Below are 21296 nucleotides of genomic sequence, written 5' to 3' on the forward strand. Positions count from 1 at the left end.
GGGGGAGCACGGGCCACCCATGGATACGGAGACGGAGGCGGCGTTGTTCAACTCATGTGTGGGAAGTGTGATTCCCGGGTAACCGCGACCCCGCGCGGGTGCGGCGAGGGCCGGTTCACGAGCCGGACCTGCGCTTGTTCCACACGTCGAACCCGACCGCCGCCAGCAGCGCCAGGCCCTTGATGACCTGCTGCCAGTCGGTGCCGACGCTGAGGAGGTTCATGCCGTTGTTCAGCACGCCGAGGACGAGGCCGCCGATGATCGCGCCGAGCACGGTGCCGACACCGCCGCTCATGGACGCGCCGCCGATGAACGACGAGGCGATCGCCTCCAGTTCGTAGTTCACGCCCGCCTTCGGGGAGGCCGCGTTCAGACGGGCCGCCACCACCAGACCCGCCAGGGCCGCGAGCACGCCCATGTTCAGGAACACCTGGAAGGTGACCCGCCTGTCCTTGACGCCGGACAGCTTCGCGGCCGGCAGGTTGCCGCCGATGGCGTAGATGTGGCGGCCGAAGACGGCGTTGCGCATCACATAGCCGTAGCCGACGACCAGCACGCCGAGGACGATCAGCACGATCGGCGCGCCCTTGTAGCTGGCGAGCAGCAGCGTGACGACCAGGACCGCGGCGACGAGGGCGACGAGCTTGAGCGCGAACAGCCGCGCGGGCAGGACGCCGAGGGAGAACTCCTGCTGCCGGCGCCGGTCGCGCACCTCCTGCCACACCACGGAGGCGATCAGGACGAGGCCGAGGAGCAGGGTCAGGTTGTGGTAGTTGGTGTTCGGGCCGACCTCGGGCAGGAAGCCGTTGCCCATCTTCTGGAGCCCGCCCGGGAACGGGCCGAGGGTCTGGCCCTTGAGCAGGATCTCCGTCAGACCGCGGAAGAGCAGCATCCCGGCGAGGGTGACGATGAACGACGGTATGCCCAGATAGGCGATCATGAACCCTTGCAGCGAGCCCGCGGCCGCCCCCACCAGCAGGCACAGGCCCATCGCGACCGGCCACGGAACCTGGTGACTGACCGTCAGCGCCGCCGCCACCGCACCGACGAAGGCGGTCAGCGAGCCGACCGACAGGTCGATGTGGCCCGCGATGATCACCATCATCATGCCGATGGCCAGGATCAGGATGTAGCTGTTCTGGAGCACCAGGTTGGAGACGTTGCGCGGCAGCAGCAGGTCCCCTCCGGTCCAGATCTCGAACAGGACGACGATCAGGCCGAGCGCGATCAGCATGCCGTACTGCCGCATGTTGCGGCGCAGGCCGTTCAGCACCAGCCGGAGCAGGCCGCGTCCGGCGGCCGCCGCGCCGCGCTCCGGTGGCGCGGGGGCCGGGGTCTGCGCGGTCACGTCCGTGCTCATCGCGTCACCTCTTCGTCCTTCGTGTTCTTCGTCATGTGGCGCATCAGCACTTCCTGGGTGGCCTCGGCCCGCGGCACCTCACCGGTCAGCCGCCCCGCGGCCATCGTGTAGATGCGGTCGCACATGCCGAGCAGCTCCGGCAGTTCGGAGGAGATGAAGACGACCGCCTTGCCCTGGGCGGCCAAGCGGTCGATGACCGTGTAGATCTCGTACTTGGCGCCCACGTCGATGCCGCGCGTGGGCTCGTCCAGGATCAGCACGTCCGGACCGGCGAAGATCCACTTGCTGAGGACGACCTTCTGCTGGTTGCCGCCGGACAGCCTGCCCACCGGCTCGAGGACGGTCGGCGCCTTGATGTTCATGGACGTGCGGAAGCCCTCGGCGACCTGCCGCTCCTCGTGCTCGTCCACCACGCCCCGCCGGGCCACTTTGCGCAGCGCGGTCAGCGAGATGTTCCGGTGGACGGTGTCGATGAGGTTCAGGCCGTAGTGCTTGCGGTCCTCGGTGACGTAGGCGATGCCGTGCCCGACCGCCTCCGCGACGGTTCTGGTGTCGATCTCCCGGCCGTCCTTGAGGACCGTGCCGGCCGCGTACCGGCCGTAGGCGCGGCCGAAGACGCTCATCGCCAGTTCGGTGCGGCCGGCGCCCATCAGGCCCGCGATGCCGACGATCTCCCCGCGCCGCACCCGGACCGACACGTCGTCGACGACCCGGCGCTGCCGGTCGATCGGGTGGAACACCGTCCAGCCCCGGATCTCCAGGGCCGGGGCCGCGCCCTCCTCGGGCTGGTGCGGGGTGCGTTCGGGGAAGCGGTGGTCGAGGTCGCGGCCGACCATGCCGGCGATGATCCGCTCCTCGGTGGTGCCGGCCGCCTTCACGTCCAGGGTCTCGATGGTCCGGCCGTCGCGCAGGATCGTCACCGAGTCGGCGACCCGGCGGATCTCGTTCAGCTTGTGGGAGATGACGATCGAGGTGATGCCCTGCTTCTTCAACTCCAGGATCAGACGCAGGAGTTTGCCGCTGTCCTCGTCGTTCAGGGCGGCCGTCGGCTCGTCCAGGATGAGCAGCTTCACCGACTTCGACAGCGCCTTGGCGATCTCCACGAGCTGCTGCTTGCCGACGCCGATGTCGGCGACCCGGGTCTCGGGGTGCTCGTCGAGGCCGACGCGGCGCAGCAGTTCGGTGGCGTGCCGGAGGGTGTCGTTCCAGTTGATGAACCCGTGGGTGGCGTGTTCGTTGCCGAGGAAGATGTTCTCCGCGATGGACAGGTACGGCACCAGCGCCAGTTCCTGGTGGATGATGACGATGCCGCGCCGCTCACTGGCCCGGATGTCCTTGAAGCGGCAGACCTCCTGCTCGAAGAGGATCTCGCCCTCGTAACTTCCGTGCGGATGGACGCCGGAGAGCACCTTCATCAGGGTGGACTTGCCGGCGCCGTTCTCCCCGCAGATGGCGTGCACCTCGCCCCGGCGAACCGTCAGCGTGACGTCCGACAGCGCCTTGACACCGGGAAAGGTCTTGCCGATCGAGCGCATTTCCAGGACGGGTCCCGCCATGGTCGTGCCTTCCAGTCGGTTGGGGTCGGTGGATGCGGCGGTCGCTTCCCGGGCTACTTGTTCAGCTCGGCGTCCGTGTAGTAGCCGCCCTTGACCAGGACCTCCTCGTAGTTGCTCTGGTCGACGCTCACCGGTTGCAGCAGGTAGGCCGGGACCACCTTCGTGCCGTTGTCGTAGGTCTTGGTGTCGTTGACCTGCGGCTTCTTGTCCTTCAGAGCGTCGTCGACCATGGCCGAGGCCACCTCGGCGAGCTTGCGGGTGTCCTTGTAGACGGTCTGCGTCTGCTCGCCCGCGATGATCGACTTCACCGAGGCCAGCTCGGCGTCCTGACCGGTGACGACGGGCAGCGGCTTGCTCCCCGAGCCGTAGCCGTCCGACTTCAGCGCGGAGAGGATGCCGATGGATATGCCGTCGTAGGGCGAGAGCACCGCGTCGACCCGGCCGCTCTTGTAGGAGGAGGTGAGGATGTCGTCCATGCGCCGCTGCGCGGTCGCGCCGTCCCAGCGCAGGGTGGTGACCTTGGTGAGCTGCGTCTGGCCGGACCTCACCACCAGCTTCTTGCTGTCCAGGTACGGCTTCAGGACGCTCATCGCGCCGTTGAAGAAGTACTTGGTGTTGTTGTCGTCGTTGGAGCCGGCGAACAGCTCGATGCTGAACGGGCCCTTGCCGTCCTTCAGGCCGAGCTTGTCGACGATGTAGCCGGCCTGGAGCCGGCCGACCTTCTCGTTGTCGAAGGAGGCGTAGTAGTCGACGTGTTCCGTGCCGAGGATCAGCCGGTCGTAGGCGATGACCGGGATGCCGGCGTCGGCCGCCTCCTGGAGCACGTTGTTCAGCGACTTGTTGTCGATGGCGGCGACGATCAGGCCCTTGACGCCCTGGGTGATCAGGTTCTCGATCTGCGAGACCTGGGTGTCGGGGTTGTCCTCGCCGAAGACCAGCTTGGTCCGGTAGCCCTTGGCCTGGAGGTCCTTGACGACGTTGTCGCCGTCGGAGATCCACCGCTCGGAGGACTTCGTCGGCATCGCGATGCCGATGGTGGCGCCCTTGGTGCTGCCCGCCTTCTCCTTGCTGCCGCCCTCGCTGTTCTGCCCGCAGGCGGACAGGGTCAGGGCGAGGGACGCGGCTGCGGCCGTGGCGGCGAGGGCGGCTCTGCGGTTGCGCATGGTGATCAGTCCTTGTCCGTCTGGTCGGGGTGGGGTGTGGGGAGGTGCTCCCGGCGCCTGTCAGGCGCCGGTGGGGAAGCGGTGGAGCGGGCCCGGCAGCCGGGAGCCGAGCGGCGCCATGTCACCGGCGGCGCCGTGCCGGGCGAGCAGGTCCAGGGCGAGCCGGCCGCGCCGCACCCGTTCCCGGGCGGTGGCCAGGGTGAGCTCGCGCAGATGGTGTCCGTACGGGTAGATGCCGGGCGCCTTGGACAGGCCGAACTTCAGATAGAGCGGTGCGCCGCGCCGGATCAGCTCGGCGACCTCGTACATCCGCACATAGCCGCCGAGGTCGTCGGGTGCCTCGATGTACATGTCCATGGGGGCACCCGACACCCGCCGGATCTCGGTGAGGTGATCGAGCGTCAGGTCGCTGGGCACATTGACGGAGTCGGCGCCCAGCCGCTCGAAGACGGCGTACGACGCCGGGTTCACCGGGCCGATCAGCGCGGACACCTTCAGGGTGGTGTCGGCCGGGATCAGTCCCGTCGTACGCGCCCGGTGCAGCGTCCACAGCACCCCCTCGTCGGCGACCAGCAGGCAGCGCACGCCCAGCTCCGTGGCCCGTACGGCGTCCTCGACGCACCCGGCGACCGCGTCGTGGCCGCGGGCGCGCGGTCCCGCCCCGCGCGAGTCGGAGCGCACCGAGCCGCCGGTGTCCCAGGTGCCGCGCGGGCCGGTGAACAGGCACAGCTCGATGCCGCGTGCGGCACTCGCCCCGGCCATCTCGGCGATCTCGGCGTCGGTCAGCATCCACACGCCGCTGCCCTGGCTGATCCGGTGGATCGGCACATCGAGGCGTGCGGCCTCGTCGAGGACCACCGCCAGCGCCTCCGGGCCCTCGCACGAGGGGATCTCGGTGCGCCAGCGGCCGCCGCCAGGGAAGGCGTGGGGCGAGGCGTCGGCGGGGTCGAGGGCGGGGGCGCCCAGGCCGAGCGCGGTGAGCGTCTGCTCACCGGGCCTGCGGGCGGCCGTTGCGGAAGCGTCGGTCACAGGCAGTCCTTCGTGTTCGGTATCTCGGACAAGGTTCGCGACTCCGGGTGTGACGGGCCGTGCACGGGGCCGGCGGTGAACCGGCCCCGTGCACCGCTGCCGCTGATCCGGGCCCCGGTGCGCCGCTCCCGACGTCGTCGGGTCACGCCGTGAGCGGCGCACGGTCACGGGCGGAGCAGCACCTTGCCCACCTTCGGATCGCCCGCCCCCACCAGATCGATGGCGTGCGAGAACTCGGCGAGCGGGAGTTCGTGGGTGACGAGCGGGAGCGGATCGAGCAGCCCGGCCGCGAACACCCGCACCGTGTGCGCCCAGGCGTGCGGCGGCGCCCCGAAGACGGTGTGCACCTCCAGCTGCCGTACGACGAGGTCGGTCGGGTCCAGCCCCTCGGCGCCCGGTGCCGGGATGCCCGTCAGGACCAGCCGCCCACCACGTCTGAGCAGCGCGGCGGCGGTCCGCGCCGCGCCCGCGGACCCGGCGGTCTCGATCACCACGTCGAAGCCGCCGGGCAGCCGCCGGTCCTTGGTGGAGAAGCCGGTGGCGCCGAACCGCCGGGCCAGGGCCTCGCGGTCGTCGCGGGTGCCGACGACCAGCAGCTCGGCCGGGGAGAGGGCCTTGAGGAACTGCACGGCGAACATCCCGAGCGTGCCGGTGCCGACCACGGCGACCCGCTCGCCCGGCCGGGCGTCCGCCTTCAGCGCGGCGGCCGCGACACAGGCGGCCGGCTCCAGCAGGGCGGCGGCGGTGAGGCCGGCGTCCTCGGGCAGCACGTGCAGCAGCCTGGCCGGCAGCGTCAGCGTGGCGGCCATCGCGCCGGGCCGGGTGAAGCCGGTCTCCTCGTAGCCCGCAGTGCACAGGGTCGTCTCGCCCGCGTGACAGCGGTCGCACACCTGGCAGTTGCGGAAACCCTCGCCGACCACCTTGCGGTCCACGAGACCGCCGGGCACCCCGGTGCCCACCCTCCGGACGGTCCCGGACCACTCGTGGCCCGGCGTCAGCGGGTAACGGACGTACCCCTCGGGCCGGTTGCCCTGGTACAGCTCGCGGTCGCTGCCGCAGATCCCCACGGCGTGCACGGCGACCAGCGCCTCACCCGGACCCGGGTCGCGCGGCGTGTGCCCGGCGATCCGGTGCGCGCCCGGGGCCTCGACGACGACCTCGGTGCTCACTTCGTCCCCTTCGGCCTGCGCTGTTCCCAGCCCTCGGCCCACAGGTCGAACCGGGCCTGCTGCTGGGGGAATTCGGCCGCCGCGTCGACGTCCAGCTCGACGCCGAGACCGGGCGCGTCGGAGAGGTGGAAGCAGCCGTCCTCCGGGTCCACCCGGGGCGCGCCCCTGACCACCTGCTTGATCTCCGCGTCCGCGAAGTCGTTGAAGTGCTCCAGGACCTTGAAGTTCGGTGTGGTGAAGCCGACTTGGAGCGAGGCCGCGGTGAGCACGGACCCGCCCACGTTGTGCGGGGCGACGAGCATGTAGTGCGTCTCGGCGGTCGCGGCCAGCTTCCGGGTCTCCCAGATGCCGCCGATGTGGCCGACGTCCGGCTGGATGATGTCGGCGGACTGGTCGTCGAAGAGCTCGCGGAACTCGATCCGGTCGTGGATGCGCTCTCCGGTGGCGACCGGTACGTCCACCTTGGCGGCGACCTTCCGCAGCGCCTTCAGGTTCTCCGGCGGGACCGGCTCCTCCAGCCAGGCCGGGGCGAAGGGCGCCATCTCCCTGGCCAGCCGGACGGCGGTGGCGGGGGAGAAGCGGCCGTGCATCTCCAGCATCAGCTCGGCGTCCGGGCCGATGGCGTCCCGTACGGCCTCGATGAGCGAGACGGCGTACAGGGTTCCCTCGTGGTCGAGTTCGAAGTGCCCGGTGCCGAAGGGGTCGATCTTGAGCGCCCGGTAACCGCGCTCCATGACCTCCCGCGCGGCCTTGTGGTACGCCTCCGGGGTGCGCTCGGTGGTGTACCAGCCGTTGGCGTACGCCTTGACCCGGTCGGTGACCCTGCCGCCGAGCAGTTGCCACACGGGGACGCCGAGAGCCTTGCCCTTGATGTCCCAGCAGGCCATCTCCACCACCGCGATGCCGGACATCACGATCTCACCCGCGCGGCCGAAGTCGCCGTACTTCATCCGGCGGACGAGGTCCTCGGCGGCGAACGGGTCGGAGCCGAGGATGTGGTTGGCCTCGGCCTCCCTCAAGTAGCCGATGAGCGCGTCGGTGTGGCCCAGCATCCGGGTCTCGCCGACCCCCGTGATGCCCTCGTCGGTGTGCACCTGGACGTAGGTCAGGTTGCGCCACGGCGTCCCGACCACATGGGTGCTGATTCCGGTGATGCGCACGGTGCCCGCCTCTCGGCTGCTCGACATCGATGTCGCTGTTCGAGATTTCGTCAGTCGTTCGAAATGCTGGCGAGACAGTAAGGAGGGGGTGGTGAGGGTGTCAATGGGTCCGACAGATAACGGTTTCGGCGAGACTTTCGACAACCCTTTCGATCCCGCACAGAACCTTCACAGGGGTGCCTAGGAACCGCACCCATCCGGAACTTACTCTTCCCGCGTCATGAACTACTGCCACCCGTGCCGACGGCACCTCAACGGCGCCCTCGCCTGCCCGGGGTGCGGCACCCCAGTGGAGACACCTTCCGCGTACGCGGGGGATCGGGGAGTGGGCGCGGAAACGGCGAACTTCCAAGTCCCGCAGGAGAGCCGTGAGTTCCACCCCGAAGAGGGGCGGGACGGGCGCGACAGCCACGACGGGTACGACGGCCGCGACGGGGATGGCCTCGACGGCGGTCCTGCCGAGCCGGAGGGGCGGGCCGGGCGGCGCCGCACGCGCGGCCGCGGCCGGGGCGGAGCCGCCGAGGCGGCCCGGACGGACGCCGAGGACGCCGAGGACGCCGAGGACGCCGAGGACGCCGAGGACGCAGGGGGCGCGGGGAACGCGGGGGACTCCGAGGGCACGGAGGACACGGAGAGCGCGGAGGTCGAGGGGCGCCGGGGCGCGAGCCGGCGGGACCGCAAGGCCGCGGCCCACCGCCGGCGCCGCCGCCGGGTCCTGCTGATAGCCGTCGGCTTCGTACTGGCGGGCAGTGGCCTGAGCCTGGCCGAACTCGGCGTCGACGCACCGGGCCTGCCCGGCTTCTCCCACCCCGAACCGGCGGCGGTCGGTGACGATGCGGAGGAGGGCGACGCGTCCCCGACCGGCACCGGCGGGACGACCGCGCCGGCTGACGACGCTCCGGGGACCGGTACGGGCACGGCTTCGCCGGACGCCTCCGGGTCGGCCTCGCCCTCCGCCTCCGCGAAGGGCGGGAAACCGGAACCGGACGCGAGCGACGCGAGCAGCCCCCGGGAGTCGGCGGAGGCCACGGCGCAGAACGGCACGGGCGGGGGCTCGGACGGACCGGGCGCTCCGGACCCGGCGACCTCGGAGGCGCCCCGGCCCGCGGACCCGCCGACGACGGACCCCGCCCCACCGGCCCCTCAGCCGGATCCGACCCCCACGCCGACGCACAAGTGCGACCGCTTCCTGTGGTGGTGCACGTAGCGGGCGATCCACGGGCCGGCGGGCCGCGTCGTCGGCGCTGGGCTCCACGTCGCCGTGACGGCGGCCGCGGTCAGCCGGGTTCCCCCTGGTCCACCATCCGCCGCAGCAGGTCCCGCAGCGCCATGCGCTCCTCCTCGGAGAGGCCCGCCAGCGGCTCGCGCGCGAAGCGCAGCCCTTCCCTCAGCTCCCGGGCCACCCGCCGCCCGTCCTCGGTCGCCGCCGCCAGCTTCACCCGCCGGTCGCCCGGATCCGCCTGCCGCTCCACCAGTCCCCGCGTCTCCAGCCGGTCCACGATCCCGGTGACGTTCGACGGCTCGCACTTCAGCTTCTGCGCCAGCTTCCGCATCGGCAGCGGTTCCAGCGACAGCAGGCTCAGCAGCCGCGCCTGCGCCCCGGTCAGCGCGTGCTCCCCGGCGGCTTCCTCGTAGTCCTCGTAGAACCGGGCCACGACGTCGCCGATCAGCTCGACGACCTCCAGGGTCAGCGCGTCGGGTCGGCGGGTGTTCGGTGCAGCGGCCATGCGTCCAGCGTACCGGCTTACTTGACTTCATGAAATATTTAGGCGCATGGTTGTTTCAGTAACTGAAGTAATCGAAAGGCGCTGTCGTGATCAACCGAGAATGGCACCTGCTCAGCCGTCCGGTCGGCTGGCCGAAGCCCGAGGATTTCGCCCTGGTCGAGACCGGGATCCCGCAGCCGGGCGAGGGTCAGGTCCTCGTACGCAACGAGTACCTCTCCGTCGACCCTTATATGCGGGGCCGGATTACGAGGTTTTGACAAACTACACGCTCTGTAACCGCCTCCAGTGCTGTATGTAAGCATGTCATCACTGAGCGTGTAGCCGCTGGACTGATATCCCACATCAACCTCATGCTGCAATAACAATGCCCCTATATAACGGGCCGATAACGTAATTACTACATCACCCCATGACGTGATAACCCGGGGGTAATGATAACGTAATTCTTCCACGGGGACCGCAGGGGCGCCTTTCTTCGTAGCTGTACGGGTTTCAATTATTTTCGAGTGTCCGTGTCTCGGTTTCCCCGGCAGGACACCTAGTGTTCTCCAGAAGGCACAAAAAAAGGGGACCCCCGGTGAAATTACTCACCAGAGGTCCCCAGGATCGTCAGTAGATCTCTCCAACGTAACTAACGTTCTCATCCCATGCAGGCTTGCTGTGGTGCTGGGGAGGCATCTTGAACTCGACTTCCTTCACAGGCTCCGGAGGATTCGGGTTAGGCTCAATAAGCCCCTCAACCTTGATGAGGTAGCCAGGGTATTCAAGCTCCTGGGAAGCCTCAAAGGTAAGCATTCCATCCTTGGTAAGCTGCCAGACCTCAAGACGCTCACCCTGACTGTGTCCATGCCTCGGGTGGAAGTCGGCATCGCCAGCCGAGACGCAGAAAGTGAACAGGCCGACATGGCGCAGCATGGTTTCCCTGGCAGCAACCATGGCGCGATAAGCCTGCTCCCACTCATCACGTGCCTTGGCTGCCTTCTCGGCCTGCCTGAGGCCCATGGCCTTCAATTCACCGTGCAGAGCATGTGAATACTCCTGCTTAGCCTTCTGAGCCAGGACCTTCAGAGCAGACACAGTACGGTCGTACTCATCCATCTTGTTCTTCACCGGGGCAAGGAACTCATCCTTATCAGGGAGCGGCTTCTTAGCCCCTACGGCGGCAATCTCAGCCTCTCGGAGTTCCCTCTTAGCGTCTTCAAGGGCAAGGGAGCCATCCTGGCGGGTGCTGGACCATACCGGAGCCACATTGATAGTGCGGTATCGGGAATTCTCCTGGATGTACTTCTCGTGAGCCGCCTCGGCGTCCTGATACACCTTCCTGAGACTCTTCACCTTGGGTGAGAGTGGGAGGTCTGCCGGGGGTTCGATCTCAAAGTTAGTGTCATAAGGCTTAGGCATGGTGGTACTCCTTGATCAGTCGGTATTCATGGTAAGACTGCGCTACATAAGCCAGAGCGCAGAGGAAAAGGTCAGGCTGGCAGCAAATCAACAACCCTGCGGGGCCATGCCCGCAGCGATGGGCTGCCATCAAGCGCGAGTCGGCGATAGGGAGCTTGCTTTATACTGGCCGAACGGAAAAAAGGCGGCTACGCAAATAAAACCTATGGAGGCGTGAAGTGACGTACGGCCAGGTGGAGGCCTACTATCGACACGAACACGGGGATAACCCTGTTTTGCTTCAAAGCCCAAGCGATGTTGACGATTTGATCGACGCGCTCCTCGCAAGTCGGCCATCGGAGAACTTGGCCGCATTGCACAGCTTGGAACGTCCGCTCATGCCAGCAGGGGTTCCCGACCATGAGTTGCTGGTTGGGGCTGACGGAGACCTTCAAGTCGGAGTCCTCGCCTTCATGGACAACGGAAATTTTGTCTCGCTTGATTCCTCGAAGGGGCGAGGAGGGATCTCCTTCTCCATCATGGGAAATGTGACCGAATTTCCGAACCGTTCGGAAATTCCCATCGCTCTTGTGCGTCAGGCTGTAAAGGAGTTCTTGTCCTCTGGGGGGCAGCGTCCAACGTGTGTCCAATGGCAAGAGCCAGAGTTTTGGTGATCTACCCTGTCCTAGTTCGCGCAGTGCCATGGGCCTGCCGAAAAATGGCAACAGCCTTGACGTAGAGCGCTCTCGTGTGTGCTTCCTCTCCATTGTGTCTCTCCTGCATTTTGTAAGCCTCTTTGGCCTAGGCCGCTGCACTCCTTCTGATTTCCTTGTCCAAGGCTCGATGGCATGGCACACACCTTGGGTCATAGTCGGTAATCGACTCAGACCAAGAGTGCAGCGCAGTTCGTATAAGGCCCTTTGCATCTGGCCTCAGTGACCATTCCTCGGCCTGGTTCCCGCAACCAATGCAGGTGTATTCGCTAGCAGGGCCTAGAGAACGTCGCAGAGTCTTGTGTACGCGTCGATATGCTCTGCCGCCTTCAGGGTCCTTGGCTCTCCTTCTCGCAACCCTTTCCCTGATCTCCTTCAGAGTCTTGACTCTGCGCTCCGGATCGCTGAGGTATTCTTCCATGTAGAGCTTGTTACGCTCATGCTCGCAAGGGCTACAGCTTGACCGGTAGCGCTGCACCCCATTGCGTTTCCCGTCCTTGTTGAAGTCGCTTCCTGGCTTCAGCTCACCGCACTTACTGCACTGCTTTCGATCGGTCATCATTCCCCCGTCGTGCATCTATCTTCAAATGTCCTGGGGCGTCATGCCGGCTGAGGCATTGGCCTGAATGTCAATCGCGTTCGGCCGGGTAACGGGTAATCGGTTCCTCTCCGTCCTCGGCCCAGCGCATCTTTTCAAGAGTGAGGAGCGCTCGAAAGGCTTCGGCATCCTCGGAGACCTTGTCTGTCAATTCCATGATCGGGATTCCGAGATGGTGAGCCATTACAACGACCTGAGCCGCAGTCGGCGTCCTAGTGCCGTTTTCCCATCGATGAATGCTGTGGGGATGGACTCCTACCTTTGCCGCTAGTTCCTCATAGCTCATGTTGAGAACCTTGTTGCGCCGGTATCGCCACTCACGACCGTTGTAGACCTTGGCCACTATGCTCTTATCCACGATTACTCCTAGAGGATTGTGTGTGGGCAAATGAAAAGCCCTGACCCTCTAGCGCAATGAGCTAGAGAGCCAGGGCCAACAGTGAGAAAGAGCCCTCTCGGAAGTCTTCTCACTATGTATGTACGTGTCCTTTGTGGCGCAAAGGGACGCCGATTGGCGAAAGAGAGACCTAGATCACTTCCTTGGCAGCCTCCAGCCGCTCACCACGACACTCAGCAACGTCCACGGCAGCCTTGGCCGACTGGACCAGGAAGCAGAGCGCATGAACCAGTTCAGCCCTGGTCACCTCTGTGTGCTTCTTCAGCAGCCTCTCAACACGGCCAACGTCCTTGGCTGCGGTCCGGAGGGCTGCCGCCTCTGCGGTCTCAGCGATGACTGCCATGAGGCCTCCAGGTTGGTAGTAGGCAGTACGCCCTGCCTCGTCCGCTGGCATGCGCTGGAGTCGCTGAGAGGCTCCCCACTCGACACCGAGGGAGTCACGGTGAGATCCCTCATGTCCTGGATCCCTCAGACAGCCGAACCGAGAGAGACGGCTCTCAGGGCACCGTGGAAGCTCGGACAGAGGTTCTGGGATGCTGTGCATGGGTTCGGATCACCTTCCGAATCAAGGCCCTGGATCAGAGCTAGTCCCTCTGCCCAGGGCCGTTTCTCTTGGCTGGCCAGACTACCTGACTACCTCGAAACGTCGATAGCACGGCAGGAGGTTTGGTCGCACCCTGACTAGGTGGAGATCAACAGGCAGCTTCCTCATTGGCCTCAGGTGGCAGAGGAGATCAAGCGGCGCATCCTGGCAGGGGAGTACAAGCCTGGGGAGCGTGTACCGGGGACAGTGAGCATCGCCTCTGAGTTCAACGTGTCTCAGTCAACGGCATCTCGTGCCGTTACTTCCCTACGTGCTCAGGGCCTGGTCTACACAGTGTCGGGACGTGGTTCTTTCGTGGCCGAGAAGTCGTGACGGCGGGGGCGGAACAAACACCCTCTCCAAGAGGTCTGCTCTTGGGTCTCACTGCCAACTAGTTGGCTAGTTCGACTCGTTCACTCCGTTCACTCTGCCTTGGCTGGTTGAGATCCCCCAAAGATCGATACCAGCCCTTGACTGTCTCTCAGGACAGCCAAGGCTACTTACTAAGTAGTTTATATATAAGTAGTTGTAAGTAGTTCTTCTATCACCAGTGATAGGGCTGAGGATGTAGGTATGTCACCAGTGATAGACCTGGACACTTCTCGGCCTAGGTAGGTCTATCACCAGTGATAGAGGTGATCAGGCTGGCTTGCCTAGGCGGTACACCTTCACGAACTTCATGCCAGTGCCGCACTGCCTGATTAGGTCTGCGTCCTTCAGTGCCTTCACTGCTCTGTTGGCAGTAGGCTCAGACATATTGGCGTTTGCGGCCAGGGTTGCAATGCTCGCAGAGCAGCCATGACTATTCGGTCCGCAGTAGTGGGACATGCTCACTCCCAACACCTTGGCAGAGGGCTTTATGTCAGTGCCAATCATGTGCCGTTGCCAGTCCATAGGAGTAGCGGTCATGTCCTGCCAGTCGTCAGGGGCAGGCTCTCTGTCCCTCTCTGCCATCCATTCAGTCAAGGCGGCAGCCTTATCCTCATCGGTCATTTCGTAAGGCTCTACATGGCCCTGTGAGGCTCTTTCAAGCTCCGCCAAGGATTCAGGGTCGGTCTGCTTTTTAGGGGCCATCTCAGAGGCTTGTGCAGGCTTCCCCCACGGAGCTATGTCGACCTCCCAAGGGTTGGGGCCACCGAAGGGACTAGAGGTTGTGTTTACGGGTTCCATGGCTTCTCTTCTCAGGGATAGGGAAGGGCCCCCAATCCCAATCGATCGGGGGCCCTAGCGTGCATTGTGTTCGGTGTGGCTCTCAGACCATCTCAGCCTCTTTGAGAGCGTCCCACTTGGTTTTTCTCTCCTCGTAGGTGTCCGGCTCAGGCGTGAACGTGAACGTCTTCTTACCTACCAGGACCCTGTAGCCAGACTCGATGAGTTGCTTACGCTTCCCTTCAAGGTCCAGCCTTGGCCACAGTTCCCCAAAGGTCACTCCCTGGTCTTCCTCGCGCCATCCAGCCTCGACGACAGGCGTAGCTTCAAGCTCCTTCTTACGGTGCTTGTACTGGCTCATGCGGGCCCGATAGCCGTCCTGGTCATCATCCCAGTCACCTTCTTCGTCCTGCTTCCGCAGACGCTCTATGCGCTTAGTGATATCGGTGAGTTCCTTGGCGTTGTCAGAGCCAGGGACCCAAACCCTCTTGGTTACTCGCACGCTGGCGAACTTCTGAAGGAAGTGGATTTCCATCATCTCTTCAATGGCCTCTGCGCGGCAGGAGATGCCGACACACCTATCTGCCTTGGGCCATGCTCCGCAGACGTAATAGCGGTAGGTCGCTCCTCGGAGGGTGGAAGACTTGTGACGTGCCTTGAAGCCACACTGAGCGCAGTACACCACCCCATACATGGGGCTGGTGCCATTCACCCTAGGAACGCTTGTGACCTCCCTGCGCTTCACCGCAGCCTGAAGGGATTCCCACTCATCCTGAGTGAACACAGGCTCAGCGAGCTGAATGGGCTTACCGTCCATGCCATAGATGATCTCTCGCTTGTGCTTCTTCAGGCCAAGGGAAGAGCCATCGGTGAGGATGCGCTTAACTCCTGTCTCGGACCAGCGCTCCCTAGTCCCTTCCTCACCATTCCTAGCCTTTACAGGCTTTCCCTTGCTGACACGACTGCGGTCCCTAGCGGTGAGGACACCCCGGTCGTCAAGACCCTTGGCAATACCGACAAAGGAATTGCCGGCGATCAGCTCTTGCCGCATCCAGCGCAGTTCCTTGGCCATGTCCTCATCGAGTTCAAGGTATGCGGCAGTCTTGCCACCCTCATACTTCTTGACGACTCGGTAGCCAAAGGGAGGGATGCCCCCAGGCCAGCGGTTAGTGAACCTACGGCGGTCGTGGCTTTCCTGGTTCCTGATCTTGATGCGCTCCAGCTCCTTGGCCGGACCTAGGGCCTTGGCGTGAAGGATGAGTCGTCCCTCAGCCGTATGCATCTGCTCATTGAATTGAGGGTCATCCAGCACGATCACGGACTTGCCCCACTCAATGACCTTGAACACAAAGGCCATGAAGTGGATGTCATCGCGGCTGAGCCTGTCCTGAGTGGTGACCCACAACTCATCCCACTGCTCACGTCCCTCAGGGGTGAGCCACGTCCCCAGCTTGGGCCGGACGAACATGTCAACGTCACCAGAGACGGACAGGTCTGCAGCCGTCCCAACGATGGACACACCCCCCTCAGTGACAGCCCTGGTCCTCAGCTTGAGGTCCTGGTCCTCAATGGACTCCGAGCGCTCTCCCTTGTCGTCTGAGATCCGCTCTGCCAGGAGTACCCGTCGCATGTCCCTGTCTCCCTCCCCGGACGGCTCCCCACCGTCCCTGTGTGGCACGGCAGTTGCGCCGTACCTCCTGGTCACAGGGTACCTGAATGTTTGTCACTCAGCCGTCATCCGAGGCCGGATGAGTGCGGCCGAGTCGTACGCCGCGCCGTACGAACTGGGCAGGCCCATGCAGGGCGGCGCCGTCGGCGAGGTCGTCGCCTCCGAGGCCGAGGGGATCGCCGTCGGCGACCACGTCCTGCACTTCGGCGGCTGGCGCGAGTACGCCGCCGTGAACGGCCGCAGCGCGGTCAGGGTCGACCCCGCGGCCGCGCCCCTGCCGGCGTACCTCGGCGTGCTGGGCATGACCGGGCTGACCGCCTACGCGGGTCTGCTGCGCACCGCCTCCTTCAAGGAGGGCGACGCCGTCTTCGTCTCCGGCGCGGCCGGCGCGGTCGGCGGCCAGGTCGGGCAGATCGCCAGGCTCAAGGGCGCCTCGCGGGTGATCGGCTCCGCCGGCTCCGACGAGAAGGTCCGGCTGCTGACCGAGGAGTACGGCTTCGACGCCGCCTTCAACTACAAGAGCGGCCCGGTGGCCGAGCGGTTGAGGGCCGCCGCCCCGGACGGCATCGACGTCTACTTCGACAACGTCGGCGGCGAGCACCTGGAGGCCGCCATCGGCTCCCTCAACCTGGGCGGCCGCATCGCGATCTGCGGAATGATCTCGGTCTACAACAACACCGAGGCCGCCCCGGGCCCGAAGAACCTCGCCCGCCTGATCCAGACCCGTGGCCGCATCGAGGGCTTCCTCGTCGGCGACCACTACGACCTCCAGCCCGAGTTCGTGCGGGAAGTCGGCGCCTGGGTGCGCTCGGGCGAGCTGAAGTACCGCGAGACCTTCGTCGAAGGCATCGGGAACACGCTGGAGGCGTTCCTCGGTGTGCTGCGCGGCGACAACACCGGAAAGATGATCGTCAAGCTGTGAGCCACCCGGCGGCCGTTCCCTGGAGTTTCGGTATGCGGTAACTTCTTTCCGGAACCCGAAACCGCCAGGTGCGACCGTGGGCGCGAGTCGCGGCGGACGAAGGAAGGAACGCAACCCCATGCCCAGCCCTGCAATCCGACGTTCTGACGTCCTGTACACCGCCGTCGCCACCGCCGAGAACGGCCGCGACGGCCGGGTCGCCACCGACGACGGCAAGCTCGACGTCGTCGTCAACCCGCCCAAGGAGATGGGCGGCAGCGGCGCCGGCACCAACCCGGAGCAGCTGTTCGCCGCCGGCTACAGCGCCTGCTTCCAGGGCGCCCTCGGCGTCGTCGCCCGCCAGGAGGGCGCCGACATCTCCGGCTCCACCGTCACCGCGAAGGTCGGCATCGGCAAGAACGAGGACGGGTTTGGGATCATCGTGGAGATCTCGGCCGACATCCCGAACGTCGACGCCGAGACGGCCAGGAGCCTGGTGGAGAAGGCCCACCAGGTGTGCCCGTACTCGAAGGCGACCCGGGGGAACATCACGGTGACGCTGGGCTGAGCCGACGGCTCGGTCGCCCGCGGGCGCTTCCAGCCGGTGCCGGGGGCCCGATCGTGCTCCGCGCTTCGCGCCTTTGCGCGTTCGCTCCCTCGGCACCGGCGCGCCCCCCGTCGGTGGTGGCTGCGCCGGTCGACCACGCTCCGCCCGAGAACGTACGCGCACAACTGCCCCTTGTGGTCCGGCCGCTGAGCCGCCACGAACGCGGCGAACTCCTCCCGCACCGGTTCGCAGCCGTCGGCGACCGAGCCGTGGATCCCCCGGGTCATGCGCGGGCGCGTACCCGGAGGACGGGCGGGCGCGGGCTCCGCATACAGTTTTTCCATGCGTGACCTCGGGGCCGGCTTCGCCCATCTCCTCAACGGCCAGCGCTGGATGGCCCGGCACGGGCAGTCGTACCGCTTCGGACTGCTCCCGGGCCTGATCACGCTGGTGCTGTACACGGCGGCGCTCACCGCGCTCGCGCTGTGGGGCGGCGACGCCGTCACCTGGGCCACCCCCTTCGCCGACGACTGGCCGGGTCCCTGGACCGGTCTCTTCCGCGGCCTGCTCACCGCCGTGCTGTTCGCCCTGGGGCTGCTCCTCGCCGTGGTCACCTTCACCGCGGTCACCCTCCTGATCGGCCAGCCCTTCTACGAGAGCCTTTCCGAGCAGGTGGACCGGGAGGTGTCGCCCGACGGCACGGCGCCCGAGTCCGGCCTGCCGCTCTGGCGCGACCTGTGGATCTCGGCCCGCGACAGCCTGCGCATCGTCGTGCGGGCCGCACTGTGGGGCGTACTGCTCTTCGCGCTGGGCTTCCTGCCGTTCGTCGGGCAGACGGTCGTGCCGGTGCTCGGGTTCTTCGTCACCGGCTTCTTCCTGACCGAGGAGCTCACCGCCGTCGCCCTCCAGCGCCGGGGCGTGGGGCTCGGCGACCGTCTGGCCCTCCTGCGCTCCCGCAAGCTGCTGGTCTGGGGCTTCGGCGCCCCGCTCGGCCTGGCCTTCCTGGTGCCGTTCGTGGCGGTGTTCCTGATGCCGGGCGCGGTCGCGGGCGCCACCCTGCTCGCCCGTGAGCTGCTGGACGAGGAGACCGGCGACGCGGTCACCCCGGCACCCCGGACGCCGCCGCCGTCGCAGTCGGCGGCACCCGCCTGACGCGGAGGCCGGGCACAGCCGGGCGAAGCCGCCCTCGTTTGTGAAGGGTTCGTACGAGATCGCGGCACAGTGCCCGATGACCGGCCGGCTTCTCCCCCCGGCGGTTAACGTCGGGTCCGGGCCGAGTCCGCCCACCGGCAGCCCCGGTCCGGGACCTGACCCCTGGGCCGGGGCTGGGCCGGCGCGCTCAGCGCGTCGAGAAGCCGTACACCGTCCGCGAGCGGAAGACCTCGCCGGGCCCGAGCTCGGTGCTCGGGAAGCCGGGGCGGTTGGGGGAGTCCGGGAAGTGCTGGGTCTCCAGGGCGATCCCGTCGCCCGGGGCGAAGGGCGCGGGGAGATGGTCGCCGGTGTAGAGCTGGAGGCCCGGCTCGGTCGTCGCCACTGTCAGGACCCGCCCGGACGCCGGATCGTGCAGCACGGCGACCTCCACCGGCTCGTCCGTGACGCCTTTGTCGAGGACCAGGTTGTGGTCGTAGCCGGAGCCCACCTTCCGCGTCTCCCGGAAGTCGAAACGGGTGCCCGCCACCCCGTCGAGGGCACCGGTCGGGATCAGATCCGCGCCCACCGGCGTGTACCGGGAGGCGGCGAGCCGCAGTTCGTGCCCGCCCGCGTCGCCGAAGCCGCCGAGGTTCCAGTACGAGTGGCTGGTGAGGTTGACGACGGTCGGCGCGTCCGTGACCGCCGCGTAGGCGATGTGCAGGGCGCCCGCGTCGTCCAGGGTGTACGTCACCGAGACCTCCAGGCGGCCCGGGAAGCCCTCCTCGCCGTGCGGACTGACCCGGCTGAGCCGCACGCCGTGCTCGACCGGCGCCGCCTCCCACATCCGCTTGTCGAAGCCGCCGTCACCGCCGTGCAGCGAGTTGCCGCCCTCGTTCTGCTCCAGCGCGTACGTCCGCCCGTCCAGCGGGAAGCGGCCCCCGGCGATCCGGTTGGCGTACCGCCCGATCAGCGCGCCGAGGAACGGCTCGGGGTGGGCCAGATAGCCGTCCAGGTCGGGGAAGCCCAGCACGACGTCCGCAGTGCGCGCGTCCCGGTCCGGGACCTCCACCGACTGCACGATCCCGCCGTACGACAGCACCCGTACCCGGACCCCGGCCCGCTCCAGCTTCCAGCGGTGCACCTCGGTGCCGTCGGCCAGAGTGCCGAAGGGTTCGCTCATGGGGTCGCTCGTGGGGTCGCTCATGGGGAAACCCTAAGTCCTGTCGTCAGGGCCTTCCGGCGGCTCCGCAGGGGCTCCGCGGGGGTCTTCAAGGGCCTCTCAGGGAGTCTTCGCGGTGACGGTCCGGTAGGCGATCTCGGCGATCCGGGCCTGGCCGTCGCGGCTCGGGTGGAACCAGTCCCAGTGGCTCAGCTGGTCGGTGCCGAAGCGGTAGTCGAAGACCGCGTTGTTGTCGAAGCGGCAGCGGTGGTCCTTCGCGCAGACCTCCTTCAGCACCTCGTTGTACGCCCGCACCCGGGCCTGCACCGTGTCGCGCCGCTTGGTGGCCGCCGCGTCCAGCGCGTCGGCGTCGCCCAGCATGGACGGGCAGATGCCGAGCTTCCAGATCTGCTTGCCCAGGGCGTTCGTACGGCCCTCGGACCACAGCCGCTTCAGGTCCGGCACGCTGGAGACGTACACCTGTGTCTTGGGCAGGGCCTGACGCAGTGTGTCCATCGCGGCGTCGAACTCGGCCCGGAAGACCGCCACCGGCGTCATCGCGTCCAGGGAGTCCCGGCAGGCGTCGTTCGCTCCGGCCATGACGGTCACCAACTGCGGCTTCTTCCGCACGGCCTTGGCCATCTGGCTGTTCAGGTCGGTCATCCGGGACCCGGTCACCGCGAAGTTCCAGCTGCGCTGGGCCGCCCCGGTCAACCCGAGCAGCCGCACCGCCAGGCTGTTGACCGACGCGTCGCTGCCCGTCGCCCAGGACGCCTCCGGGCAGTCCGTCAGCACCATGCAGGAGTCGAAGCCGCGGGTGATGGAGTCGCCGACCGCGGCGATCGAGTCCGGGCTGGTGTTCCAGACGGGTGGCGGTGCCGCGGACGGGCGGGAGGCTCCGGCCCCGGCCTCCAGTCCGACGGCGTTGCAGCCCGCGGTGGCCAGTACGGCCGCCGCCACGACGGCGTGAGCGGCCCGGGTACGGTGACGTCGTTTCCGCATGCCCTGGTGATCCCCTCGGTCGTCGTGAAGTGCTTCCCTCCATGAGAACGCGCGAGTGTTCCCGCCCCCACTCGAGTGGGGGGCTCGCACCCGTACAAGCGTCCCCCTGGGTGAATGGAGGGCGTTTCCTGGCACTGGGACCGACGGTACGTCACACTCCTTGCCCCGTCTCACGGTAGCCTCGCCATCAACGTGGCCTCAAACGCCACCGCTGTCCGCCCGCCCGCACCATGTCCCGCTCTGTCCGGAGGTCCCGGTGACGACACGTGGAGTTCTGTACGTGCACTCCGCGCCGCGCGCGCTGTGCCCGCACGTCGAGTGGGCCGTCGCCGGGGTGCTCGGTACGCGCGTCAGCCTGGACTGGATCCGGCAGCCCGCCGCGCCCGGCACCTGGCGCTCGGAGTTCTCCTGGCAGGGCCAGCCCGGCACCGCGTCCAAACTCGCCTCCGCGCTGCGCGGCTGGCAGTTGCTGCGCTTCGAGGTCACCGCCGAGCCCTGTCCCACCGCCGAGGGCGAGCGCTACAGCTGCACTCCCGACCTCGGCATCTTCCACGCCGTCACCGGCATCCACGGCGACATCCTCATCCCCGAGGACCGGCTGCGCGCCGCCCTGCTGCGCTCCCAGCGCGGCGAGACCGACCTGGAGGCCGAACTCGCCAAGCTCCTGGGCAAGCCCTGGGACGACGAACTGGAGCCGTTCCGCTATGCGGGTGAAGGCGCTCCCGTGCGCTGGCTGCACCAGGTGGTCTGACGGCTTCGGGATCCCTCCGCTCCGGAATACGACCGCTGGCGGAACCCGAGGGGCCCCCCCCCCGCGGGGGGGGGCCCCCCGGGTGCGCCCCCGGGGGGTGTGAGACCCAGCGGGACCCCCGCAACCCCGGGTGGCCCCCCCCGCCGCAACGC

At 67.0% G+C, this 21296-nt stretch carries 21 protein-coding genes and 2 pseudogenes; 8 read left to right on the forward strand and 15 right to left on the reverse strand.

Features of this window, described 5'->3' with window-relative positions:
- Window positions 1–115: 115 nt before the first annotated feature.
- The 6 genes from mmsB to ACWC91_RS05330 all read right to left on the reverse strand — a co-directional run bounded on the left by mmsB (window position 116) and on the right by ACWC91_RS05330 (window position 7437).
- Window positions 116–1360, reverse strand: coding sequence for a multiple monosaccharide ABC transporter permease (gene mmsB, locus ACWC91_RS05305; protein WP_450643966.1), 1245 nt, complete (start codon window positions 1358–1360; stop codon window positions 116–118).
- Window positions 1357–2916, reverse strand: coding sequence for a multiple monosaccharide ABC transporter ATP-binding protein (gene mmsA, locus ACWC91_RS05310; RefSeq protein WP_450643965.1), 1560 nt, complete (start codon window positions 2914–2916; stop codon window positions 1357–1359). The genes mmsB and mmsA overlap by 4 nt, the downstream gene beginning before the upstream one ends.
- A 53-nt stretch (window positions 2917–2969) precedes the next feature.
- Entirely contained in the window at window positions 2970–4079 is a 1110-nt protein-coding gene (chvE, locus tag ACWC91_RS05315; RefSeq protein ID WP_225075024.1) for a multiple monosaccharide ABC transporter substrate-binding protein, read from the reverse strand.
- A 60-nt stretch (window positions 4080–4139) separates the two neighbouring features.
- Window positions 4140–5108, reverse strand: coding sequence for a hypothetical protein (locus tag ACWC91_RS05320; protein WP_281155815.1), 969 nt, complete (start codon window positions 5106–5108; stop codon window positions 4140–4142).
- A 164-nt stretch (window positions 5109–5272) separates the two neighbouring features.
- Window positions 5273–6277, reverse strand: coding sequence for a zinc-dependent alcohol dehydrogenase (locus ACWC91_RS05325; protein ID WP_225075022.1), 1005 nt, complete (start codon window positions 6275–6277; stop codon window positions 5273–5275).
- Window positions 6274–7437, reverse strand: a complete 1164-nt coding sequence (locus ACWC91_RS05330; protein WP_225075305.1) for a mandelate racemase/muconate lactonizing enzyme family protein — start codon at window positions 7435–7437, stop codon at window positions 6274–6276. The genes ACWC91_RS05325 and ACWC91_RS05330 overlap by 4 nt, the downstream gene beginning before the upstream one ends.
- Before the next feature lie 220 nt (window positions 7438–7657).
- Here ACWC91_RS05330 and ACWC91_RS05335 point away from each other — a divergent pair, with 220 nt between their 5' ends.
- Window positions 7658–8644 (forward strand): SCO2400 family protein, encoded by a 987-nt coding sequence (locus ACWC91_RS05335; protein ID WP_450644669.1) that lies wholly within the window; start codon window positions 7658–7660, stop codon window positions 8642–8644.
- A gap of 70 nt (window positions 8645–8714) precedes the next feature.
- On the opposite strand, the gene ACWC91_RS05340 is transcribed toward ACWC91_RS05335, so the two are convergent.
- Window positions 8715–9164 carry a MarR family winged helix-turn-helix transcriptional regulator gene (locus ACWC91_RS05340; protein ID WP_376500941.1) on the reverse strand — a complete coding sequence of 150 codons (450 nt, stop codon included), beginning with the start codon at window positions 9162–9164 and terminating at the stop codon, window positions 8715–8717.
- Window positions 9165–9250: 86 nt separating this feature from the next.
- On the opposite strand from ACWC91_RS05340, the pseudogene ACWC91_RS05345 reads away from it, so the two are divergent.
- Window positions 9251–9412 (forward strand): annotated as a pseudogene (locus ACWC91_RS05345) (NADP-dependent oxidoreductase); the annotation flags it as partial.
- Between the two features lie 361 nt (window positions 9413–9773).
- On the opposite strand, the gene ACWC91_RS05350 reads toward ACWC91_RS05345, so the two are convergent.
- Window positions 9774–10565: a hypothetical protein gene (locus tag ACWC91_RS05350; RefSeq protein WP_450644667.1), complete on the reverse strand. Its 792-nt coding sequence runs from the start codon at window positions 10563–10565 to the stop codon at window positions 9774–9776.
- 233 nt (window positions 10566–10798) lie between these two features.
- Here ACWC91_RS05350 and ACWC91_RS05355 point away from each other — a divergent pair, with 233 nt between their 5' ends.
- Window positions 10799–11218: an Imm1 family immunity protein gene (locus tag ACWC91_RS05355; protein ID WP_450725804.1), complete on the forward strand. Its 420-nt coding sequence runs from the start codon at window positions 10799–10801 to the stop codon at window positions 11216–11218.
- A gap of 668 nt (window positions 11219–11886) precedes the next feature.
- Here ACWC91_RS05355 and ACWC91_RS05360 read toward each other — a convergent pair.
- Both ACWC91_RS05360 and ACWC91_RS05365 read right to left on the reverse strand, forming a co-directional pair.
- Window positions 11887–12213 (reverse strand): helix-turn-helix transcriptional regulator, encoded by a 327-nt coding sequence (locus tag ACWC91_RS05360; protein WP_450644663.1) that lies wholly within the window; start codon window positions 12211–12213, stop codon window positions 11887–11889.
- A gap of 169 nt (window positions 12214–12382) precedes the next feature.
- Window positions 12383–12595, reverse strand: a complete 213-nt coding sequence (locus tag ACWC91_RS05365; RefSeq protein ID WP_450644661.1) for a hypothetical protein — start codon at window positions 12593–12595, stop codon at window positions 12383–12385.
- A gap of 378 nt (window positions 12596–12973) precedes the next feature.
- Between ACWC91_RS05365 and ACWC91_RS05370 the strand changes: the two genes are divergently transcribed.
- Window positions 12974–13168 (forward strand): winged helix-turn-helix domain-containing protein, encoded by a 195-nt coding sequence (locus ACWC91_RS05370; RefSeq protein ID WP_450725806.1) that lies wholly within the window; start codon window positions 12974–12976, stop codon window positions 13166–13168.
- Window positions 13169–13474: 306 nt separating this feature from the next.
- On the opposite strand, the gene ACWC91_RS05375 is transcribed toward ACWC91_RS05370, so the two are convergent.
- Together ACWC91_RS05375 and ACWC91_RS05380 are read right to left on the reverse strand one after the other, a co-directional pair.
- Window positions 13475–14005: a hypothetical protein gene (locus ACWC91_RS05375; RefSeq protein WP_450644630.1), complete on the reverse strand. Its 531-nt coding sequence runs from the start codon at window positions 14003–14005 to the stop codon at window positions 13475–13477.
- Between the two features lie 82 nt (window positions 14006–14087).
- Complete coding sequence (locus ACWC91_RS05380) at window positions 14088–15614, reverse strand: recombinase family protein (RefSeq protein WP_450644628.1); 1527 nt, start codon at window positions 15612–15614, stop codon at window positions 14088–14090.
- Between ACWC91_RS05380 and ACWC91_RS05385 the strand changes: the two genes are divergently transcribed.
- Window positions 15613–16575: an NADP-dependent oxidoreductase gene (locus tag ACWC91_RS05385; protein WP_450644626.1), complete on the forward strand. Its 963-nt coding sequence runs from the start codon at window positions 15613–15615 to the stop codon at window positions 16573–16575. The genes ACWC91_RS05380 and ACWC91_RS05385 overlap by 2 nt on opposite strands.
- Window positions 16576–16693: 118 nt before the next feature.
- Window positions 16694–17122 (forward strand): organic hydroperoxide resistance protein, encoded by a 429-nt coding sequence (locus tag ACWC91_RS05390; RefSeq protein WP_225075018.1) that lies wholly within the window; start codon window positions 16694–16696, stop codon window positions 17120–17122.
- A gap of 128 nt (window positions 17123–17250) precedes the next feature.
- On the opposite strand, the pseudogene ACWC91_RS05395 reads toward ACWC91_RS05390, so the two are convergent.
- Window positions 17251–17388, reverse strand: a pseudogene (locus tag ACWC91_RS05395) (EstA family serine hydrolase); the annotation flags it as partial.
- A 55-nt stretch (window positions 17389–17443) separates the two neighbouring features.
- On the opposite strand from ACWC91_RS05395, the gene ACWC91_RS05400 reads away from it, so the two are divergent.
- Window positions 17444–18253, forward strand: a complete 810-nt coding sequence (locus ACWC91_RS05400; RefSeq protein ID WP_450644623.1) for an EI24 domain-containing protein — start codon at window positions 17444–17446, stop codon at window positions 18251–18253.
- 187 nt (window positions 18254–18440) lie between these two features.
- Here ACWC91_RS05400 and ACWC91_RS05405 read toward each other — a convergent pair whose 3' ends face one another.
- Window positions 18441–19412 (reverse strand): aldose epimerase family protein, encoded by a 972-nt coding sequence (locus tag ACWC91_RS05405; protein WP_450644634.1) that lies wholly within the window; start codon window positions 19410–19412, stop codon window positions 18441–18443.
- A 99-nt stretch (window positions 19413–19511) separates the two neighbouring features.
- Window positions 19512–20393, reverse strand: a complete 882-nt coding sequence (locus tag ACWC91_RS05410) for an SGNH/GDSL hydrolase family protein (RefSeq protein WP_450644621.1) — start codon at window positions 20391–20393, stop codon at window positions 19512–19514.
- A gap of 256 nt (window positions 20394–20649) precedes the next feature.
- Between ACWC91_RS05410 and ACWC91_RS05415 the strand changes: the two genes are divergently transcribed.
- The gene (locus ACWC91_RS05415; protein ID WP_141361221.1) at window positions 20650–21144 is read left to right on the forward strand and encodes a DUF3145 domain-containing protein; all 495 of its coding nucleotides are present in this window, start codon (window positions 20650–20652) and stop codon (window positions 21142–21144) included.
- Window positions 21145–21296 lie beyond the last annotated feature (152 nt).

The organism is Streptomyces sp. NPDC001204 (genome assembly GCF_053598035.1).